General features: G+C 69.6%; 17 protein-coding genes. 8 read left to right on the top strand and 9 right to left on the bottom strand.

Features of this window, described 5'->3' with window-relative positions; translation table 11 throughout:
- The first annotated feature begins 216 nt into the window (after nucleotides 1-216).
- Complete coding sequence (locus tag QTI20_RS14400; protein WP_286551802.1) at nucleotides 217-693, top strand: hypothetical protein; 477 nt, start codon at nucleotides 217-219, stop codon at nucleotides 691-693.
- On the opposite strand, the gene fdhD is transcribed toward QTI20_RS14400, so the two are convergent.
- The 3 genes from fdhD to QTI20_RS14385 are packed head-to-tail and all read right to left on the bottom strand — an operon-like array spanning nucleotide 694 to nucleotide 4,222.
- Entirely contained in the window at nucleotides 694-1,566 is an 873-nt protein-coding gene (fdhD, locus tag QTI20_RS14395; protein WP_286551799.1) for a formate dehydrogenase accessory sulfurtransferase FdhD, read from the bottom strand.
- A gap of 32 nt (nucleotides 1,567-1,598) precedes the next feature.
- On the bottom strand, nucleotides 1,599-1,868 hold the full coding sequence (locus tag QTI20_RS14390) for a hypothetical protein (RefSeq protein ID WP_286551798.1): 270 nt from the start codon (nucleotides 1,866-1,868) through the stop codon (nucleotides 1,599-1,601).
- Nucleotides 1,868-4,222, bottom strand: a complete 2,355-nt coding sequence (locus tag QTI20_RS14385; protein WP_286551795.1) for an FdhF/YdeP family oxidoreductase — start codon at nucleotides 4,220-4,222, stop codon at nucleotides 1,868-1,870. Before QTI20_RS14385 ends, QTI20_RS14390 begins: the two co-directional genes overlap by 1 nt.
- Before the next feature lie 143 nt (nucleotides 4,223-4,365).
- Here QTI20_RS14385 and QTI20_RS14380 point away from each other — a divergent pair, with 143 nt between their 5' ends.
- Complete coding sequence (locus QTI20_RS14380) at nucleotides 4,366-4,968, top strand: phosphatase PAP2 family protein (RefSeq protein ID WP_286551794.1); 603 nt, start codon at nucleotides 4,366-4,368, stop codon at nucleotides 4,966-4,968.
- Here the strand turns inward: QTI20_RS14380 and QTI20_RS14375 are convergent.
- Nucleotides 4,902-5,837 carry a LysR family transcriptional regulator gene (locus QTI20_RS14375; RefSeq protein WP_286551791.1) on the bottom strand — a complete coding sequence of 312 codons (936 nt, stop codon included), beginning with the start codon at nucleotides 5,835-5,837 and terminating at the stop codon, nucleotides 4,902-4,904. The two genes, QTI20_RS14380 and QTI20_RS14375, sit on opposite strands and share 67 nt — an antisense overlap.
- A 20-nt stretch (nucleotides 5,838-5,857) precedes the next feature.
- On the bottom strand, nucleotides 5,858-6,949 hold the full coding sequence (apbC, locus tag QTI20_RS14370; protein WP_286551789.1) for an iron-sulfur cluster carrier protein ApbC: 1,092 nt from the start codon (nucleotides 6,947-6,949) through the stop codon (nucleotides 5,858-5,860).
- Between the two features lie 62 nt (nucleotides 6,950-7,011).
- Between apbC and QTI20_RS14365 the strand changes: the two genes are divergently transcribed.
- The 3 genes from QTI20_RS14365 to QTI20_RS14355 all read left to right on the top strand — a co-directional run bounded on the left by QTI20_RS14365 (nucleotide 7,012) and on the right by QTI20_RS14355 (nucleotide 9,784).
- Entirely contained in the window at nucleotides 7,012-8,250 is a 1,239-nt protein-coding gene (locus QTI20_RS14365) for a patatin-like phospholipase family protein (protein ID WP_286551788.1), read from the top strand.
- Nucleotides 8,251-8,312: 62 nt separating this feature from the next.
- Entirely contained in the window at nucleotides 8,313-8,918 is a 606-nt protein-coding gene (locus QTI20_RS14360; protein ID WP_286551786.1) for a type IV toxin-antitoxin system AbiEi family antitoxin domain-containing protein, read from the top strand.
- Nucleotides 8,915-9,784, top strand: coding sequence for a nucleotidyl transferase AbiEii/AbiGii toxin family protein (locus QTI20_RS14355; protein ID WP_286551782.1), 870 nt, complete (start codon nucleotides 8,915-8,917; stop codon nucleotides 9,782-9,784). The genes QTI20_RS14360 and QTI20_RS14355 overlap by 4 nt, the downstream gene beginning before the upstream one ends.
- A gap of 16 nt (nucleotides 9,785-9,800) precedes the next feature.
- On the opposite strand, the gene QTI20_RS14350 is transcribed toward QTI20_RS14355, so the two are convergent.
- The 4 genes from QTI20_RS14350 to QTI20_RS14335 form a co-directional block, all read right to left on the bottom strand.
- Nucleotides 9,801-10,511, bottom strand: coding sequence for a YceH family protein (locus QTI20_RS14350; protein ID WP_183025087.1), 711 nt, complete (start codon nucleotides 10,509-10,511; stop codon nucleotides 9,801-9,803).
- Between the two features lies 1 nt (nucleotide 10,512).
- Entirely contained in the window at nucleotides 10,513-11,550 is a 1,038-nt protein-coding gene (locus tag QTI20_RS14345; RefSeq protein ID WP_286551779.1) for an isocitrate/isopropylmalate dehydrogenase family protein, read from the bottom strand.
- Nucleotides 11,551-11,626: 76 nt separating this feature from the next.
- Nucleotides 11,627-11,944 carry a hypothetical protein gene (locus QTI20_RS14340; protein ID WP_286551778.1) on the bottom strand — a complete coding sequence of 106 codons (318 nt, stop codon included), beginning with the start codon at nucleotides 11,942-11,944 and terminating at the stop codon, nucleotides 11,627-11,629.
- 17 nt (nucleotides 11,945-11,961) lie between these two features.
- Nucleotides 11,962-12,537 carry a TetR/AcrR family transcriptional regulator gene (locus tag QTI20_RS14335; protein WP_286551775.1) on the bottom strand — a complete coding sequence of 192 codons (576 nt, stop codon included), beginning with the start codon at nucleotides 12,535-12,537 and terminating at the stop codon, nucleotides 11,962-11,964.
- 103 nt (nucleotides 12,538-12,640) lie between these two features.
- Here QTI20_RS14335 and QTI20_RS14330 point away from each other — a divergent pair, with 103 nt between their 5' ends.
- The 3 genes from QTI20_RS14330 (at nucleotide 12,641) to QTI20_RS14320 (ending at nucleotide 14,504) form a co-directional block, all read left to right on the top strand.
- On the top strand, nucleotides 12,641-13,306 hold the full coding sequence (locus QTI20_RS14330) for a hypothetical protein (RefSeq protein ID WP_286551773.1): 666 nt from the start codon (nucleotides 12,641-12,643) through the stop codon (nucleotides 13,304-13,306).
- A gap of 197 nt (nucleotides 13,307-13,503) precedes the next feature.
- Nucleotides 13,504-13,716 carry a hypothetical protein gene (locus QTI20_RS14325; protein WP_286574217.1) on the top strand — a complete coding sequence of 71 codons (213 nt, stop codon included), beginning with the start codon at nucleotides 13,504-13,506 and terminating at the stop codon, nucleotides 13,714-13,716.
- Nucleotides 13,717-13,724: 8 nt separating this feature from the next.
- Entirely contained in the window at nucleotides 13,725-14,504 is a 780-nt protein-coding gene (locus tag QTI20_RS14320) for an ATPase (protein WP_286551770.1), read from the top strand.
- Nucleotides 14,505-14,638 lie beyond the last annotated feature (134 nt).

Here is a 14,638-nt window from a genome sequence, read left to right as displayed (position 1 = left end):
GAAAGTAGTCAATTAGCATTACATATCGCAGCGTCTGCCGGGGCGCAGCCACGGCGGCCCCTCGGGCCGAGTCACCGCCTGGGATCTCGGGCCGAGAAAGAAACGTTGGTACTACTTATGTGAAAAAAGCCCGCACAAAGATGAAACCATAGTTCTCATTTTTTCGGTTTGAGGTTCCAATACTTCAACTGCAACAGATTGTGAATAGGCCACGCCATGGACATCAGCTTCGACCTCGACTACGCCCCCGATGCGCTGGACGTCCAGGTGTCGGAACTGTTGATCGCGACCTCGACGCAGACCGATCCGAACATCCACGGGGCGGTGCACCAGGTGCTGAAGCTGCTGCGCGAACAGCAGCAGCTCGACGCGGCCTTCGCCTGCGAAGTGCGCGACGGCCGCCGGATCTTCCGCCGCTACGCGGCCGGCGAAGGCGCGCAGTTCATCGACGAGAAGACCCAGCCGCTGGAACTCGCCTTCTGCAAGCAGGCCGTCCGGGCGCCCGCCAACGTGAGCTGCTACCTCAGCGCGCCGATGGTGCTGAGCGACGGCCGCATCTACGGCACCTTCTACGCCTTCAGCTTCGACGCCGACCTGCTGCTGCGCCAGCGCGACCTGCGCAAGCTGGAGCTGGCCGCGCAACTCGCCGCGCGCATGGTCGAGGAACGCGCGACCCAGGCCGCCGCGGCCTGATCAGTCCTGCCCCGCCCCCGGGGCATAGAGCACGCCGCGCGGCGCGCGGCACATGCCCCACAGGCGCACGCCCGACAGCTCGGCCATGCGCACGCCCATCGCAGTCGGCGCCGAGATGGTGGCCAGCGCCGCCAGCCCCAGGCGCGCGCACTTGCGCACCAGCTCATGGCTGCCGCGGCTCGACAGCACCACGAAACCCGGCGTCTCCAGCCGGTTCGCGCGCGCCAGCGTGCCGATCAGCTTGTCGAGCGCGTTGTGGCGGCCCACGTCCTCGAGCACGTCGGTCAGCTCGCCGTCGAGCGTGGCCCAGCCGGCCGCATGGATGGCGCCGGCCTCGGCGTTGAGCAGCTGACGCGCGGGCAGCGCCTGCAGCGCGCGCAGCACGGTCGGCAGGTCGACGCGGGCGATCCAGTCGCGCGGTGCCAGCGCCTCGGTCGTGAGCTCCAGCGCATCGAAGCTCTCCACGCCGCACACGCCGCAGCCGGTGCGGCCGGCCATGCTGCGGCGCCGGCCCTTGAGCCGCTCGAAGCTGCGGGTGGAGATGTCCAGCCGCACCTCGGCCGCGGGCACGCCTTCGGGCAGGCCGGCCGCTTCGGCCGAGAAGGTGCGCACCTCGATGTCGCGGCAGTCGCGCGCATGGTCGAGGATGCCCTCGCTGAGCGCGAAGCCCAGCGCGAAGGCCTCGAGGTCCTGCGGCGTGGCCATCATCACCGCATGCGAGATGCCGTTGAAGACCAGCGCCACCGGCACCTCGGCCGCGAGCGTGTCCTCGCGCACCACGTCCGAGGCCGCGTCGCCGCCTCCGCCGAACACGCGCACGGTGCGGCGCAGCAGCGATGGCAGGGAAACGGCGGGGTCGGTGGTGTCGGACATGGGGTCGCGGCCATTGTGCCGCCCTTCTTCGCTCAGCGCGGCTGCGTGTCGGCCAGCGCGCGGCCGGCCGCTTCGAGATGCACCACCCAGCGATCGTCCTGCTGCGCCACGCGCACCCAGCCCGGGCCGGGCACGCCGCCGAGCGTGGCGTCGCCCATGCGGCTGAGCTCGCGCATCAGCGAACTCGCGCCCAGGCCCAGCTGCTTGCCCAGGCGCGGCAGCGAGACGCCGCCGCCGTCGCGCGCGGGCGCATCGGCCAGGGCCCGCAGGATGGCCTGCGCCAGGGCGTCGGGGGCGTCCATCAGGCGCCCACCGCGTAGGGCGTGCGCGCGGTGTCGACCTCGGCCCCCTGCTCGGGTGCCACGTGCGGCACCAGGATCACCGGGATCGACTTCGAGGCCGGCGTGCCCGCGTTGAGCGCCACCGAGGACAGCGGCACCAGCGGGTTGGTCTCGGGGTAGTAGGCCGCGAGGTTGCCGCGCGGGATGTCGTAGGCCACCAGCTTGAAGCGGTCGGCCCGGCGCTCCTGGCCGTCGTCCCAGACGGTGCGGAGGTCGACCCAGTCGCCGTTCTTCAGGCCGATGTCGCGGATGTCGTCCGCGTGGATGAAGACCACGCGGCGCTGGCCGAACACACCGCGGTAGCGGTCGTCATGGCCGTAGATGGTGGTGTTGTACTGATCGTGCGAGCGCGTGGTGAGCAGCGTGAAAACACGCGTGTCGCCCTTGCCGGCGAAGCGCGCCCGCGCGCGGTGCGAGGGCGTGTCGCGCGGCACCGGGTGGGTGAAGAAGCCGGCCCTCTTCGACGCCGTCGCCCACACGCGTTCGCTGGCGGTGTTGCGCAGGCGGAAGCCGCCCGGCACGGCCACGCGCCGGTTGAAGTCCTTGAAGTCGGCGAACACCGCTTCGATGTGGTCGCGGATGCGGGCGTAGTCCTCCACCAGCCAGCGCCAGGGCGTGCGGCTGCGGTGGCCGATCGTCGCCTCGGCCAGCCGCGCGACGATCGCCGGCTCCGACAGCAGCTGCGCCGAGGCCGGCGGGTTGATGCCGGTCGAGATGTGGACCATGCTCATCGAGTCCTCCACCGTCACGCCCTGCGGGCCCGCGGCCTGGATGTCGATCTCGGTGCGGCCCAGGCAGGGCAGGATCAGCGCCTCGCGGCCGTGCACCACATGGCTGCGGTTGAGCTTGGTCGCCACGTGCACCGTGAGCTCGCAGCGGCGCAGGCCCTTCCAGGTCTCGTAGGTGTCGGGCGTGGCCGCGGCGAAGTTGCCGCCCAGCGCGAAGAAGACCTTGCCCTGCCCGTCGCGCATCGCGGCGATCGCCTCGACCGTGTCCATGCCGTTTTCACGCGGCGGCTCGAAGCCGTAGACCTCGGCCAGCCGGTCGAGCAGCGCGGCTGGCGGCTTCTCCCAGATGCCCATGGTGCGGTCGCCCTGCACGTTGCTGTGGCCGCGCACCGGGCAGGGGCCGGCACCGGGCCGGCCGACGTTGCCGCGCATCAGCAGCAGGTTGCCCAGCATCTGGATGGTGGCGACCGAATGCGCATGCTGGGTGATGCCCATGCCCCAGCAGACGATGGCGCTGTCGGCCGCGGCATAGACATCGCCCGCGGCGCGCAGCTGGGCGCGGTCGAGGCCGCTCTCCTGTTCCAGCACGTCCCACGACTCGGCGCGCAGGTCGGCGGCCAGCGCCTCGAAGCCGGTGGTGTGCTCGGCGATGAAGGTCTGGTCGAGCAGCGACTCGCCCGCGTCCTGGCGCTCGAGCAGCTGCTTCATCATGCCCTTGACCGCGGCCAGGTCGCCGCCGATGCGCAGCTGGAAATAGTGGGTGCTGATCGGCGTGGCGCCCATCGTCACCATCTCGCGCTTGTCCTGCGGATCGGCGAAGCGCTCGAGCCCTCGCTCGCGCAGCGGATTGAAGCTCACGATGCGCGCACCGCGCTTGTGGGCCGCGCGCAGCTCGCCCAGCATGCGCGGGTGGTTGGTGCCGGGGTTCTGGCCGAAGATGAAGATCGCGTCGGTGCGCTCGAAGTCGTCCAGCGTGACCGTGCCCTTGCCGACGCCGAACTGCGGCCGCATGCCGCTGCCGCTGGGCTCGTGGCACATGTTCGAGCAGTCGGGGAAGTTGTTGGTGCCGTACTCGCGCACGAACAGCTGGTAGAGGAAGGCCGCCTCGTTGCTGGCCCGGCCCGAGGTGTAGAAGATCGCCTGGTTGGGATCGGGCAGCGCGTTCAGGTGGCGCGCGATCAGCGCGAAGGCGTCGTCCCATTCGATGGGCCGGTAGCGGTCGCTGGCCGCGTCGTAGACCATCGGGTGCGTGAGCCGGCCCTGGTCCTCGAGCCAGAAGTCGCTGCGCGCCGCGAGCTCGGCCACCGTGTGCTGCGCGAACAGTTCGGGCCCGGCACGGCGCGCGGTGGCCTCGGCCGCCACGGCCTTGACGCCGTTCTCGCAGAACTCGAAGGTCGAGGCATGGTTGCGGTCGGGCCAGGCGCAGCCCGGGCAGTCGAAGCCGTCGGGCTGGTTGGCCGAGAGCAGCGTCTTCGCGCCCTTGACCGGGATCTCCTGCGCCAGCAGCGCGCGCGTCACGCTGCGCAAGGCGCCCCAGCCGCCCGCGGGCCCGTTGTAGAACTCGATTTTTTGCTCTTGCGCCGCCATGGGATTGTCCTTTGGCGAAACAGTCTACGGACCACGGCTCCGGGAAGCCAATGGGTTCGGGACATGGCCCGATTCGATCCGGAAATGAATCGTTCATCGCGCTGACACGACCCGGCCACAAAGCCCTGCCACGCTCGCGCCCCATGCCTTCCTCCCTCGATTCGCTGCTGTTCGAGCAGCTCGGCGCCGGCCTGGCCGCGGACCCGCGGCTGCTGCAGCTGGCGCTGCCGATGTCCTCGGTGGCGAGCTGGGCGATCGTCGCGCTGCTGGCGTTGAGCGCGCTGCGCCACCGGGGCGCGCGCCTCGACGCCGTGTGGGTGCTGCTCTGCGCGGCTGGCGTCGGCCTGCTCTCGCATGCGCTGGCGGCCTGGCTGGACACGCCGCGGCCCTTCATGCTGGGCCTGAGTGCCGACTTCGTGCAGCACGGCCGTCGCGGCGGCCTGCCCAGCACCCATGCGAGCGTGATGGCCGCCATCGCGGCCTTCATGCGCTGGCGCCCGCTGCTGCGCCCGGCGGGCGTCATCGTGGCCGCACTGGCCGTGGCCACCGGCCTGGCACGCATCTACCTGGGCGTGCACTTTCCTTTGGACGTGCTCGCCGGCTTCGTGCTGGGCACGGTCTGCGGCACCGCGGCCGCGGCGCTGCGGGTCCGGGTGGCGCTGTGGTCGCGGGCCTCGGCTCAGGCCACGGCCGAGGCGAGCTCGGCGCGCCAGTCGGCGCTGCGCGCCAGGTCGACCGCCGCCTGAAGCGCGCGCGACATGCGCTCGCTGGCATGGGTCATGAAGCCCAGCGGCGTCTCGAGCGTGGGCGCGACCAGCGGCCGCGCCTCGAAGGGGCCGTGTTCACGCACCAACAGCTCGAGCGCCGCCCCCGGCAGCACGCTGGCCAGCGCGCCGACGCTGCGCACCAGCGTGTGCAGCGAGTTGGTCTCCATCGCCGCGCTCACCGGCGTACCGGCCATCTCGAAGGCCTGGTCGACGATCGCGCGGTTGTGCATGTCGGGCGTGAGCAGGCACAGCGGCAGTTGCGCCGCTTCGGCCCAGCCGATGGGCGCGCCGATGCGCACGGCTTCTTCGTTCTCCGCCGAACCCGCCACCCGCTGCACCAGGTAGTAACGCTCGGTGCATTGCGGCCAGATCGCCAGGCGCACGTTGCGCACCCGTGTGCGGTCGGTGTAGCCCAGTGCCAGGTCGACCGACATGCCGTCGAGCGCGGTCTCGATCTCGAGCGAGCTCAGCGACACCACGGTCGGCGCGATGCCCGGATGGCGCGCCCGCAGCGCGAGGGCGAAGCGCGAGAGCAGCGTCATCGCGGCCGGCACCGCGGCCAGCCGCAGCCGACCGCGCGGGTGCGCGGCCTCGCTGTGCAGCTGCTCCTGCAGCAGCGCCTGTTCGTGCAGCATGCGCTGCGCGGTCGCGAGCACCGCCTCGCCCTCGACCGTGAAGCCCTCGAAGGCGCGCCCGCGCTGCACGATCAGCACGCCGAACTCGTTCTCCAGCGCGCGCAAGGCGTTGGACAGCGCGGGCTGCGTGATGTGGCAGGCCTGCGCCGCGCGGCCGAAGTGGCGGTGCTCGTTGAGCGCCGCCAGGTAGCGCATCGAGACGAGGACGTTCATCGCGTCGGCAGCCCTGCGGCTCAGGTGTCCTTGCTGACGGTGATCGTCGGGAACTTGGACGAGAAGTCCTTGGCCTTCTCCGCGATGCCGATCGCCACGGTGCGCGCGATGGCCTTGTAGATGCCGGCCACCTCGCCCTCGGGATCGGCCACCACGGTCGGCTGGCCGCTGTCGGCCTGCAGCCGGATGTTGATGTCCAGCGGCAGCGCGCCGAGGTAGTCCATGCCGTACTGCGCGGCCAGGGTCTTGCCGCCGTCGGCGCCGAAGATGTGCTCGACGTGGCCGCAGTTCGAGCACACGTGCACCGCCATGTTCTCGACGATGCCCAGAATCGGCACGCCGACCTTCTCGAACATCTTGATGCCCTTCTTGGCGTCGAGCAGCGCGATGTCCTGCGGCGTGGTGACGATCACCGCGCCGGTCATGGGCACGCGCTGCGACAGCGTGAGCTGGATGTCGCCGGTGCCGGGCGGCATGTCGACCACCAGGTAGTCGAGGTCCTTCCAGTTGGTCTGGCGCAGCAGCTGCTCGAGCGCCTGCGTGGCCATCGGGCCGCGCCAGATCATGGCCTGGTCGGGGTCGACCAGGAAGCCAATCGACATCACCTGCACGCCGTGGTTCTCCAGCGGTGTCATGGTCTTGCCGTCGGCGCTGTCGGGGCGGCGGTCGATGCCCAGCATCATGGGCAGGCTGGGGCCGTAGATGTCGGCATCGAGCAGGCCCACGCTGGCGCCCTCGGCCGCCAGCGCCAGCGCCAGGTTGACGGCGGTGGTGCTCTTGCCCACGCCGCCCTTGCCCGAAGCCACGGCCACGATGTTCTTCACGCCCGGCAGCAGCTGCACGCCGCGCTGCACCGCATGGCTCGCGACCTTGGTCGTGATGTTGACCGAGACGTTGTCCACGCCCGCCACGGTGCGCGCCGCGGCGACGAAGGCCTTGCGCAGGGCCGCATGCTGGCTGCGGGCCGGGTAGCCCAGTTCGACGTCGAAGGACACGTCGCCGTCGGTGATCTGCAGGTTCCTCAGCGCCTTGGTGCTGATGAAATCCTTGCCGGTGTTGGGATCGAGGACCGCCTTGAGCGCATCCTGAAGTCCCGCTTGCGTGAGGGCCATTGACAACTCCTGAATCGGGGTAGTCTACGGCCCGATCCATGGCCGCTTCCGCCCCCGCCCCAATGCCCCCACCCGCCGTCACCGGCCTGCTGCTCACCGGCGGCGGCGCCCGCGCGGCCTACCAGGTGGGCGTGCTCGAAGCGATCGCCGCCCTGCGCCGCGAGGCCGGGGCCGGCGCGGCGGGCAATCCGTTCCAGATCATCACCGGCACTTCGGCCGGCGCCATCAACGCGGCGGCGCTGGCCTGCCGGGCCGACGATTTCGACGGCGCGATCGGCCACATGGTCGAGGTCTGGGGCGCGCTCCATGCGCACGACGTCTACCGCACCGACACCTACGCCATGCTCGACGCGGCGGCGCGCTGGCGGCTGATCCTGGGCATCGGCCAGCTGCTGGCCCGCTGGCTGCGGCTCAAGCCCCGCTCGCTGCTGGACAACGCGCCACTGGGCGAACTGCTCCAGCACCTGGTGCACTTCGAGCGGCTGCCCGGCCTGATGCGCGACGGCCACCTCGACGCGCTGGCGGTCACGGCCTCGAGCTACAGCTCGGGCGAACACGTGACCTTCTTCGAGTCGCGGCGGCCGATGCAGCCCTGGACACGCTCGCAGCGCGTCGCGGTGGCCGACCGCATCACGCATGCGCACCTGCTGGCCTCGTCCGCGATTCCCTTCGTGTTCCCCGCGACCGGGCTGCCGATGCGCGGCCACACCGAGTACTTCGGCGACGGCTCGATGCGCCAGACCGCGCCCACGGCCGCGGCCATCCACCTGGGCGCCGAGCGCATCCTCGCGATCGGCGCGGGCCGCATGAACGAGCCCGCCAACACCGGCGCGCCCACCACCTTCAGCGGCGAACCGACGCTGGCGCAGATCGCGGGCCATGCCATGTCGAGCATCTTCCTCGACGCGCTGGCCGTGGACGTCGAGCGGGCGCTGCGCATCAACGACACCCTGGCGCTGATCCCGCCCGAGGCCCGCGCGCGCACCCGGCTGCGGCCGATCGAACTGCTGCTGATCGCGCCCTCGGAACGCATCGACGCCATCGCCGCGCGCCACACCGAGACCCTGCCACGCGCGGTGCGCCGCCTGCTGGCCAGCGGCACGAATCCGGGCGAAGGCGGCGCGCCGGCCCAGAGCGCGGCGCTCGCGAGTTACCTGCTGTTCGAGCCCGGCTTCACGCGCGAGTTGATGGCGCTGGGGCGGGCCGATGCGATGCGGCAGCGGGAGGCGATCTGTGGGTTTTTCGGCTGGACGGGGGCCCGGAGCGCCAGCTCCGCAGAAGCCTTGCGCAGTGCCCCTTAGATGTTCCATTTTTTCGTCAAGTAAATATATTTGACGAAAAAAAGGAACATACTGCTCGCACCATGAGACCGGACACCCACGCCCGGCAGGTCCTCGACCTGCTTGCCCAGAAGGGGATGCTGCGCCCCAGCGATCTCGATGCCATCGAGGTGCCTCGCATGGTGCTGACGCGCCTGAGCGCTGCCAGCCTGGTGGAGAAAGTCGGCCGCGGCCTTTACCGTCTGCCCGAGCGTGACGGCCTGGAACACGAGAGCCTGACGACCATCGCCACCCGGGTTCCCCAGGCCGTGTTCTGCCTGCTCACCGCACTGCAATTCCATGCGCTGACGACACAGCTGCCGCGTCAGGTCTGGATCGCCATGCCGCGCGGCAGCCATGTGCCGCGGATCGACTACCCCCCACTCAAGATGATTCAGGTTTCCGACGCGGCCTACGCGGCGGGCATCGAGGTGGTCGAACGCAATCAAGTTCCGCTGCGTGTCTACGGCGCCGCCCGCACCGTGGTCGATTGCTTCAAGCACCGCAACAAGATCGGACTGGACGTGGCACTGGAAGCACTGCGGGACGTGCGCGCCCAACGCAAGGCATCGACGGACGAGCTGTGGCACTACGCCAAGATCTGCCGCGTCGCCAACGTGATGCGTCCCTATCTGGAGGCGATCGAATGAGCAAGGACCTTGCAGCATCCATCCGGGCACGCCTGCTGAATGTGGCCAAGGCCCAGGGCGTGGACTTCAACCAGGTCCTGGTGCGCTTTGCCCTCGAGCGCGTGCTGTACCGCCTGAGCCAGTCGGCGCATGCCGATCGCTTCGTGCTCAAGGGCGCGCTGCTGTTCACGCTCTGGTACGACATGCCCCACCGCGCGACGCGCGACGCCGATCTGCTCGGCTTTGGCCCCAGCGACCTGGTGTCTGTCGCCCAGGCCTTCCGCGACATTGCGAGCGTGGCCGTGGAGGACGGCATCCGCTTCGATCCGGCCTCGGTCAAGGTCGAGGACATCCGCAAGGATGCGGGGTATGCCGGAGCCCGGGTCTTGATGGACGCAGATGTGGCAAAGGCACGTTGCAAGACACAGATCGACATCGGCTTCGGTGACGCCGTCACGCCCGAGCCAATCGATGCGACCTACCCCGTGCTGATCCACGACCTGCCCGCGCCGCGCTTGCGCGCTTACCCGGTCTACACCGTCATATCGGAAAAGCTGCACGCGATCGCCGTGCTCGGCATGACCAACAGCCGGCTGAAGGACTACCTGGACCTGTCGGTCCTCCTGGAACGCGAAGCGCTGGATGCCGACATGCTGGCTCGCGCCATTGCCGCAACGTTCATTCGACGTGGCATGGCCGTGCCCAACTCAGCGCCGCTGGGACTCAGCGACGAGTTCGCCAGCGATCCCTCACGCCAGGCGCTGTGGCATGCCTTCCTCCGGAAGAACGGCATGGCGCTGCGGCCTCTGGGCCAGGTGGTCACGACCCTGCGCGACCGGCTCGCGCCATCCCTCGCGCAAGCGTCGACCTTGTTGCGCACGACCTGAACGCAAGGCGCGCAGATCAGGCAGCGCTGTCCGCCTGAATCCCCAGCTCCGACGCGATCCGCCCCACCAGCGCCTTCAGGTCGGTCAGCTCGGCCTCGAGCCGCGCCACGTTGGCCTTGAGCGCCGCGACCTCGCCCAGCGACACGTCGCTGCCCGCACCCTGCCCGCCGTACGTGGCGGCCGCGGCGAAGGCCTCGGGGGCCGGCTCGCCGCTCAGCAGGTGCGCCCAGCGGCCCTCGCGCGCGCCGGGCAGGCGCGGCAGCTTCATCACCAGCGCGCCGGCCGGGCGCTCGGCCAGCTCGTCGAGGAAGCCCTCGACGGCCGAGATGTCGGCGAAGTTGTGCATGCGCTCGCAGGCGATGCGCAGCTCGCCCGCGGTCTGCGGGCCGCGCAGCATCAGCACGGTCAGCAGGATCGACGATTGCGAGGGAATGCGCAGCACGCGGTCCATGTTGTGCGCATAGCGCGAGGCGCGACCGCCGCTGCTCTCGTCGACCAGGCTGTAGCCCTTGAGGCTGTCGATGGCGGCCTGCGCCTCGGCGTCGCTGACCTCGAGCACCGGGTTGCGGCTGGTCTTCTGGTTGCAGCCGGACAGCAGCGCGTTGAGCGTCAGCGGGTAGCTGTCGGGCACGGTGCGCTGCTTCTCGACCAGCACGCCGAGCACGCGGGTCTCGAGCAGCGAGAGGATCGGCACCGGCCGGGCCGTGGGCGCCACGGGCTCCGACATCTCAGGCACCACCCTGGATGCGCGCCACCAGCGCCTTGGTGAAGGCCGCGGTGTTGGCCGTGCCGCCCAGGTCGCCGGTGCGCACCTTGTCGATGTTGAGCGTCTCGTCGATGGCCCGGCGCAGCCGCGTGGCCTCGGCGTTGAGCTTGCAGTGGTCGAGCATCAGCGCGCCGGCCAGCAGCAGCGCGGTCGGGTTGGCGATGCCCTTGCCGGCGATGTCGGGCGCCGAGCCGTGCACCGCCTCGAAGATCGCCGCGTCGGTGCCGATGTTGGCGCCGGGCGCCATGCCCAGGCCGCCGACCAGGCCGGCCACCAGGTCCGACAGGATGTCGCCGAACAGGTTGGTCGTGACCAGCATGTCGAACTGCCAGGGGTTGAGCACCAACTTCATCGCGCAGGCGTCGACGATGATGGTCTCGAGCTCGAACTTGCCCTTGTAGCGCGGCTCCTCGTACAGGCGCAGGCCGGTCTCGAGGAACAGGCCGGTCAGCACCTTCATGATGTTGGCCTTGTGCACCAGCGTGACCTTCTTGCGGCCGGTGGCGATGGCGGTGTCGAAGGCGTATTCGAGCAGGCGGTGGCAGCCCTGGCGGGTGTTGATGCCGGTCGCCATGCCCACCGCATGCGGGTCGTCGTCGATGCGCACATAGTGCTCGTGGCCGATATAGAGGCCTTCGAGGTTCTCGCGCACCACCACCAGGTCGATCTTGTCGAAGCGCCCGCCGGGGATCACGGTGAGGGCGGGGCGCAGGTTGGCGTAGAGCTGAAATTCCTCGCGCAGCCGCACGTTCGACGAGCGGTAGCCGCCGCCCGAGGGGGTTTCCAGCGGGCCCTTGAGCGCCAGGCGCGTGCGCCGGATGCTGTCGAGCGTGGCGGCCGGCAGCGGGTCGCCCGATTGCTGCACGCCGCCCAGGCCGGCGACCTGGCGGTCCCATGCGAAGGGGGCCTTGAGCGCGTCGAAGGCGGCCAGCGTGGCGTCGACGATCTCGGGACCGATGCCGTCGCCGGCGATCAGGGTGGCGGGGATGGAAGTGGTCATCGGCAGTTCTCTCTTCTCTCGTCGTCGATTCGGGGCGCCGCGGGCACGGCCTGGGCCTGAAGCATAGCGGCGCGGATCAGCCGGCGCCGGTTCGGCGCCTGCGCCAGCGGAACAGCCCCAGGGTCGCCAGGGTGAAGGCGCACCAAGCCAGCGGCTCGGGCCAGTAATGGGCCCAGAACTTGTGCCAGGCCAGCGCGCCGGTCGATGCCGGCGTGAAGAAGTCGAACAGGCCGTCGCGCAGGTTCCAGGCGATCCAGCCCCGGAACAGCAAGGTACCCAACGCCAGCAGCAGCGTGGCGAAGAGCACGCGGCGCGAGCCGCTGAAGCCCAGCCAGGCGAAGGCCGCCACCGAGGCCGCGATGGGCCCGAACATCATGAGGGTGAAGCTGTCCATGGCCTGGGCGGCCGTGCTCAGGCCGCGGCTTCGGGCGGCAGCATGCGCCCCACCTGCTCGAGCAGTTGCTGCGCCACGGCCTCGAAGGGTTCGATGCCGTGGTCGGCCCGGCTCAGCACCACCGCGCCTTCGGCGGAGGCGATCAGCATCAAGGCGAAGCTGCGCGCCTGCGCGGGCCCGAGCCCGCCCTGCTCGAGCAGGTCGGCCAGCCGCTCGCGCCAGGCCCGGAACACCGCCGTCGCATGCGACAGCAGCTCGGCCGAGTCGGTGGCGACCGTCACGGCCAGCACCGCACAGCCGGCCTCGCAGGCCGAACGCGTCAGCACCGCGCGCCAGATGGCCAGGAACTGCGCCACCACCGCATCGGCCCGTGCGCCCGCGCAGCGCTCGAGCGCATCGACCAGCACGGCGCCGGCCCGGTCGACGGCCGCGGCCATCAACTGGTCCTTGCCGGCCGGGAAGTGGTGGTAGAGCGAGCCGCGCGGCGCGCCGGTCGCGGCCAGCACTTCGGAGAACGAGGTCGCGTGCAGGCCGCGCCTTCCCAGCAGCACCATCGCGCCGTCGACCATGCGATCCCGAACTTCCTTCGCCATGACTTGCTCGCCACCTTTCGCCTCCGATTCTGCGCCACTATGACAACCATCATAATCTTGCACTATGATGATCGTCATAGAAACCGCCCGCAAAGGACCCGACATGTGGAAAATCGCCTCCAGCCTGCTGATCCCGCTGGCGCTCGCCGCCTGCGGCACCGCCTCTCCTCTTCACACCCCCACCACCCCAGGAGCACCCGCCATGACCGTCGAACAGATCCAGCAAGCCCTCGTGGGCGAGTGGACCAGCCTTGCCACCGAAGTCCGGCCCAGCGCGGCCAGGAACGCGGACGGCACGCTCAAGCCCTTCTATCTGAAGCGCGACTTCAGTTACTTGGCGGGTGACCGCTTCGAACTGGCGATCGTCAATTCGGCCGACGCCTACGGCAAGGTGCCGCTGGCGCGCATCGTCATCCGCGGCCATGTGTTCTGGCGCGGCGAGCATCCGGTGGCCCCGGGTGCGCAGAAGGTCGATTTCGTGGCCGACGAGGCCTACGAGGTGACGCCGCTGCTGCAGGGCTTCGCCGACCTGCTCAACCAGGTGGCGAGCCAGGGCTATGCCAAGTGGGAAGTCGGCACGGCCCAGAGCATCTTCGGCAAGAGCTTCGCGCCCTTCGGCCTGGTCCAGGGCAGGAACTTCATGGAGTTCGACCTGGTCCACCTGTCGAACGGCCTGCTGTTCTGGGGCGCGCGCCACGTCGACGGGCGCGGCTTCGACACCGAGGCGAACCGGCCGACCAACCTGCAGATCCCGCTGGCGCGCAAGTAGGCGGGCCGGGGCGGCGGCTGCGCCACCGCACCGCGCAAGACCGCGTGCGACAACCGAGAGACGCCGTGCCGATGCGCCATTCCGCTGCGAATGCCACCACACACCCGTCTTTCAACGCACGGTTGTAGACTGGCAGGACTATGTCTGATCGGTCTTCCATGTCCACTCGCACCCGTCGGCCCCTCACGGAACAAGAGATGCAGAGTGCCGAACGCCGCATTCCCGAACTTGCGGCGAAGGCAGGCTTTGACGCCTACCGGACGACGTTGAAGCAGACGGGTGGCGTGACGGTGAAGACGAGCACGGGCCAGGTGGTCGAGCGCCGGCGCGACGGCAGTGTCACGGTCATCATGAACCTGCCCGTCGGCAAACGCGTCAAGCCGGGCACCGTCCTCAAGCGCGTCAAGTAGGCCCGGCCGTGGCCACGGCCAAGCGCGTTTCGCGAGCGGCGCAACCGCGGCTTCGTGTGCTGGCCGGTCCCAATGGCTCGGGCAAGAGCACCATCAAGCCCGAACTCAAACCGCAGTGGATCGGCGCGTTCATCAACGCCGACGACATGGAGCGCGAGCTCAAGACCGCCGAAGGTTTCCTGGACTTGCGCGGCCTGGGCATCGAGGGCGACAACGCCGGGGTGCTGGAACGCATCCAGCAGAGCCTCCAGACCTCCGGACTGGAAGGAAAGCTGCCCATCCCCACGCTGCTCGCAGGCATGACCCTCGATGCCGGCATGCGGCTCTGGGTGCCAGGGCCTTACGACTCGTACCTGGCGGCCGCGCTTGCGGATGCAGTGCGACAGGAGTTGCTCGAGGAAGGGCAAACCTTCACCTTCGAGACGGTGATGTCCCATGAATCGAAAATCAAATTCATGCGGAAAGCGCGCGAACGAGGCTACCGCGTCTATCTCTACTTCGTGGCCACGGACGATCCCGCCATCAATATCGACCGCGTGCACCGGCGCGTGCAGCAGAACGGGCACGACGTCGAACCCGACAAGGTGATCGAGCGCTATCACAAGTCCATTGCCCTGATGACCCAGGCGTGCGAGATCGCCCATCGTGCCTACCTCTTCGACAACTCGGGCCAGAAACACAAGCTGCTGGCCGAAGTCACCGATTTCGACACCCTCACGCTCGCGGCCAGCGTCATCAACCCGTGGTTGACCGGCACCGAACTCTGGAAACTGTTCAACGGCGAGTGAGCGGACCGGGAACCGCCCCGCGCACCCGGCCGCCAAGGGCCATCACCTCGCGCCGTCTCGGACGTCCATGACAAGGAAGGAAGGCCAGAGGGCACGGCGCCCACGGGCAAACCCGGGGACGACCTAAAATGCCC

The organism is Variovorax sp. J2P1-31 (genome assembly GCF_030317215.1).
GTDB lineage: Bacteria > Pseudomonadota > Gammaproteobacteria > Burkholderiales > Burkholderiaceae_C > Variovorax.
This window is presented reverse-complemented; position numbering and strand designations above follow the sequence as displayed.

What these genes read in the sequence shown, in the direction of transcription:
- QTI20_RS14345 (WP_286551779.1), bottom strand. Translation starts at nt 11,550, where the DNA reads ATGACCACTTCCATCCCCGCCACCCTGATCGCCGGCGACGGCATCGGT.
- QTI20_RS14355 (WP_286551782.1), top strand. Translation starts at nt 8,915, where the DNA reads ATGAGCAAGGACCTTGCAGCATCCATCCGGGCACGCCTGCTGAATGTG.
- QTI20_RS14330 (WP_286551773.1), top strand. Translation starts at nt 12,641, where the DNA reads ATGTGGAAAATCGCCTCCAGCCTGCTGATCCCGCTGGCGCTCGCCGCC.
- QTI20_RS14350 (WP_183025087.1), bottom strand. Translation starts at nt 10,511, where the DNA reads ATGTCGGAGCCCGTGGCGCCCACGGCCCGGCCGGTGCCGATCCTCTCG.
- QTI20_RS14360 (WP_286551786.1), top strand. Translation starts at nt 8,313, where the DNA reads ATGAGACCGGACACCCACGCCCGGCAGGTCCTCGACCTGCTTGCCCAG.
- QTI20_RS14340 (WP_286551778.1), bottom strand. Translation starts at nt 11,944, where the DNA reads ATGGACAGCTTCACCCTCATGATGTTCGGGCCCATCGCGGCCTCGGTG.
- QTI20_RS14335 (WP_286551775.1), bottom strand. Translation starts at nt 12,537, where the DNA reads ATGGCGAAGGAAGTTCGGGATCGCATGGTCGACGGCGCGATGGTGCTG.
- QTI20_RS14375 (WP_286551791.1), bottom strand. Translation starts at nt 5,837, where the DNA reads ATGAACGTCCTCGTCTCGATGCGCTACCTGGCGGCGCTCAACGAGCAC.
- QTI20_RS14365 (WP_286551788.1), top strand. Translation starts at nt 7,012, where the DNA reads ATGCCCCCACCCGCCGTCACCGGCCTGCTGCTCACCGGCGGCGGCGCC.
- QTI20_RS14385 (WP_286551795.1), bottom strand. Translation starts at nt 4,222, where the DNA reads ATGGCGGCGCAAGAGCAAAAAATCGAGTTCTACAACGGGCCCGCGGGC.
- QTI20_RS14325 (WP_286574217.1), top strand. Translation starts at nt 13,504, where the DNA reads ATGCAGAGTGCCGAACGCCGCATTCCCGAACTTGCGGCGAAGGCAGGC.
- QTI20_RS14390 (WP_286551798.1), bottom strand. Translation starts at nt 1,868, where the DNA reads ATGGACGCCCCCGACGCCCTGGCGCAGGCCATCCTGCGGGCCCTGGCC.
- apbC (WP_286551789.1), bottom strand. Translation starts at nt 6,949, where the DNA reads ATGGCCCTCACGCAAGCGGGACTTCAGGATGCGCTCAAGGCGGTCCTC.
- QTI20_RS14400 (WP_286551802.1), top strand. Translation starts at nt 217, where the DNA reads ATGGACATCAGCTTCGACCTCGACTACGCCCCCGATGCGCTGGACGTC.
- QTI20_RS14380 (WP_286551794.1), top strand. Translation starts at nt 4,366, where the DNA reads ATGCCTTCCTCCCTCGATTCGCTGCTGTTCGAGCAGCTCGGCGCCGGC.
- fdhD (WP_286551799.1), bottom strand. Translation starts at nt 1,566, where the DNA reads ATGTCCGACACCACCGACCCCGCCGTTTCCCTGCCATCGCTGCTGCGC.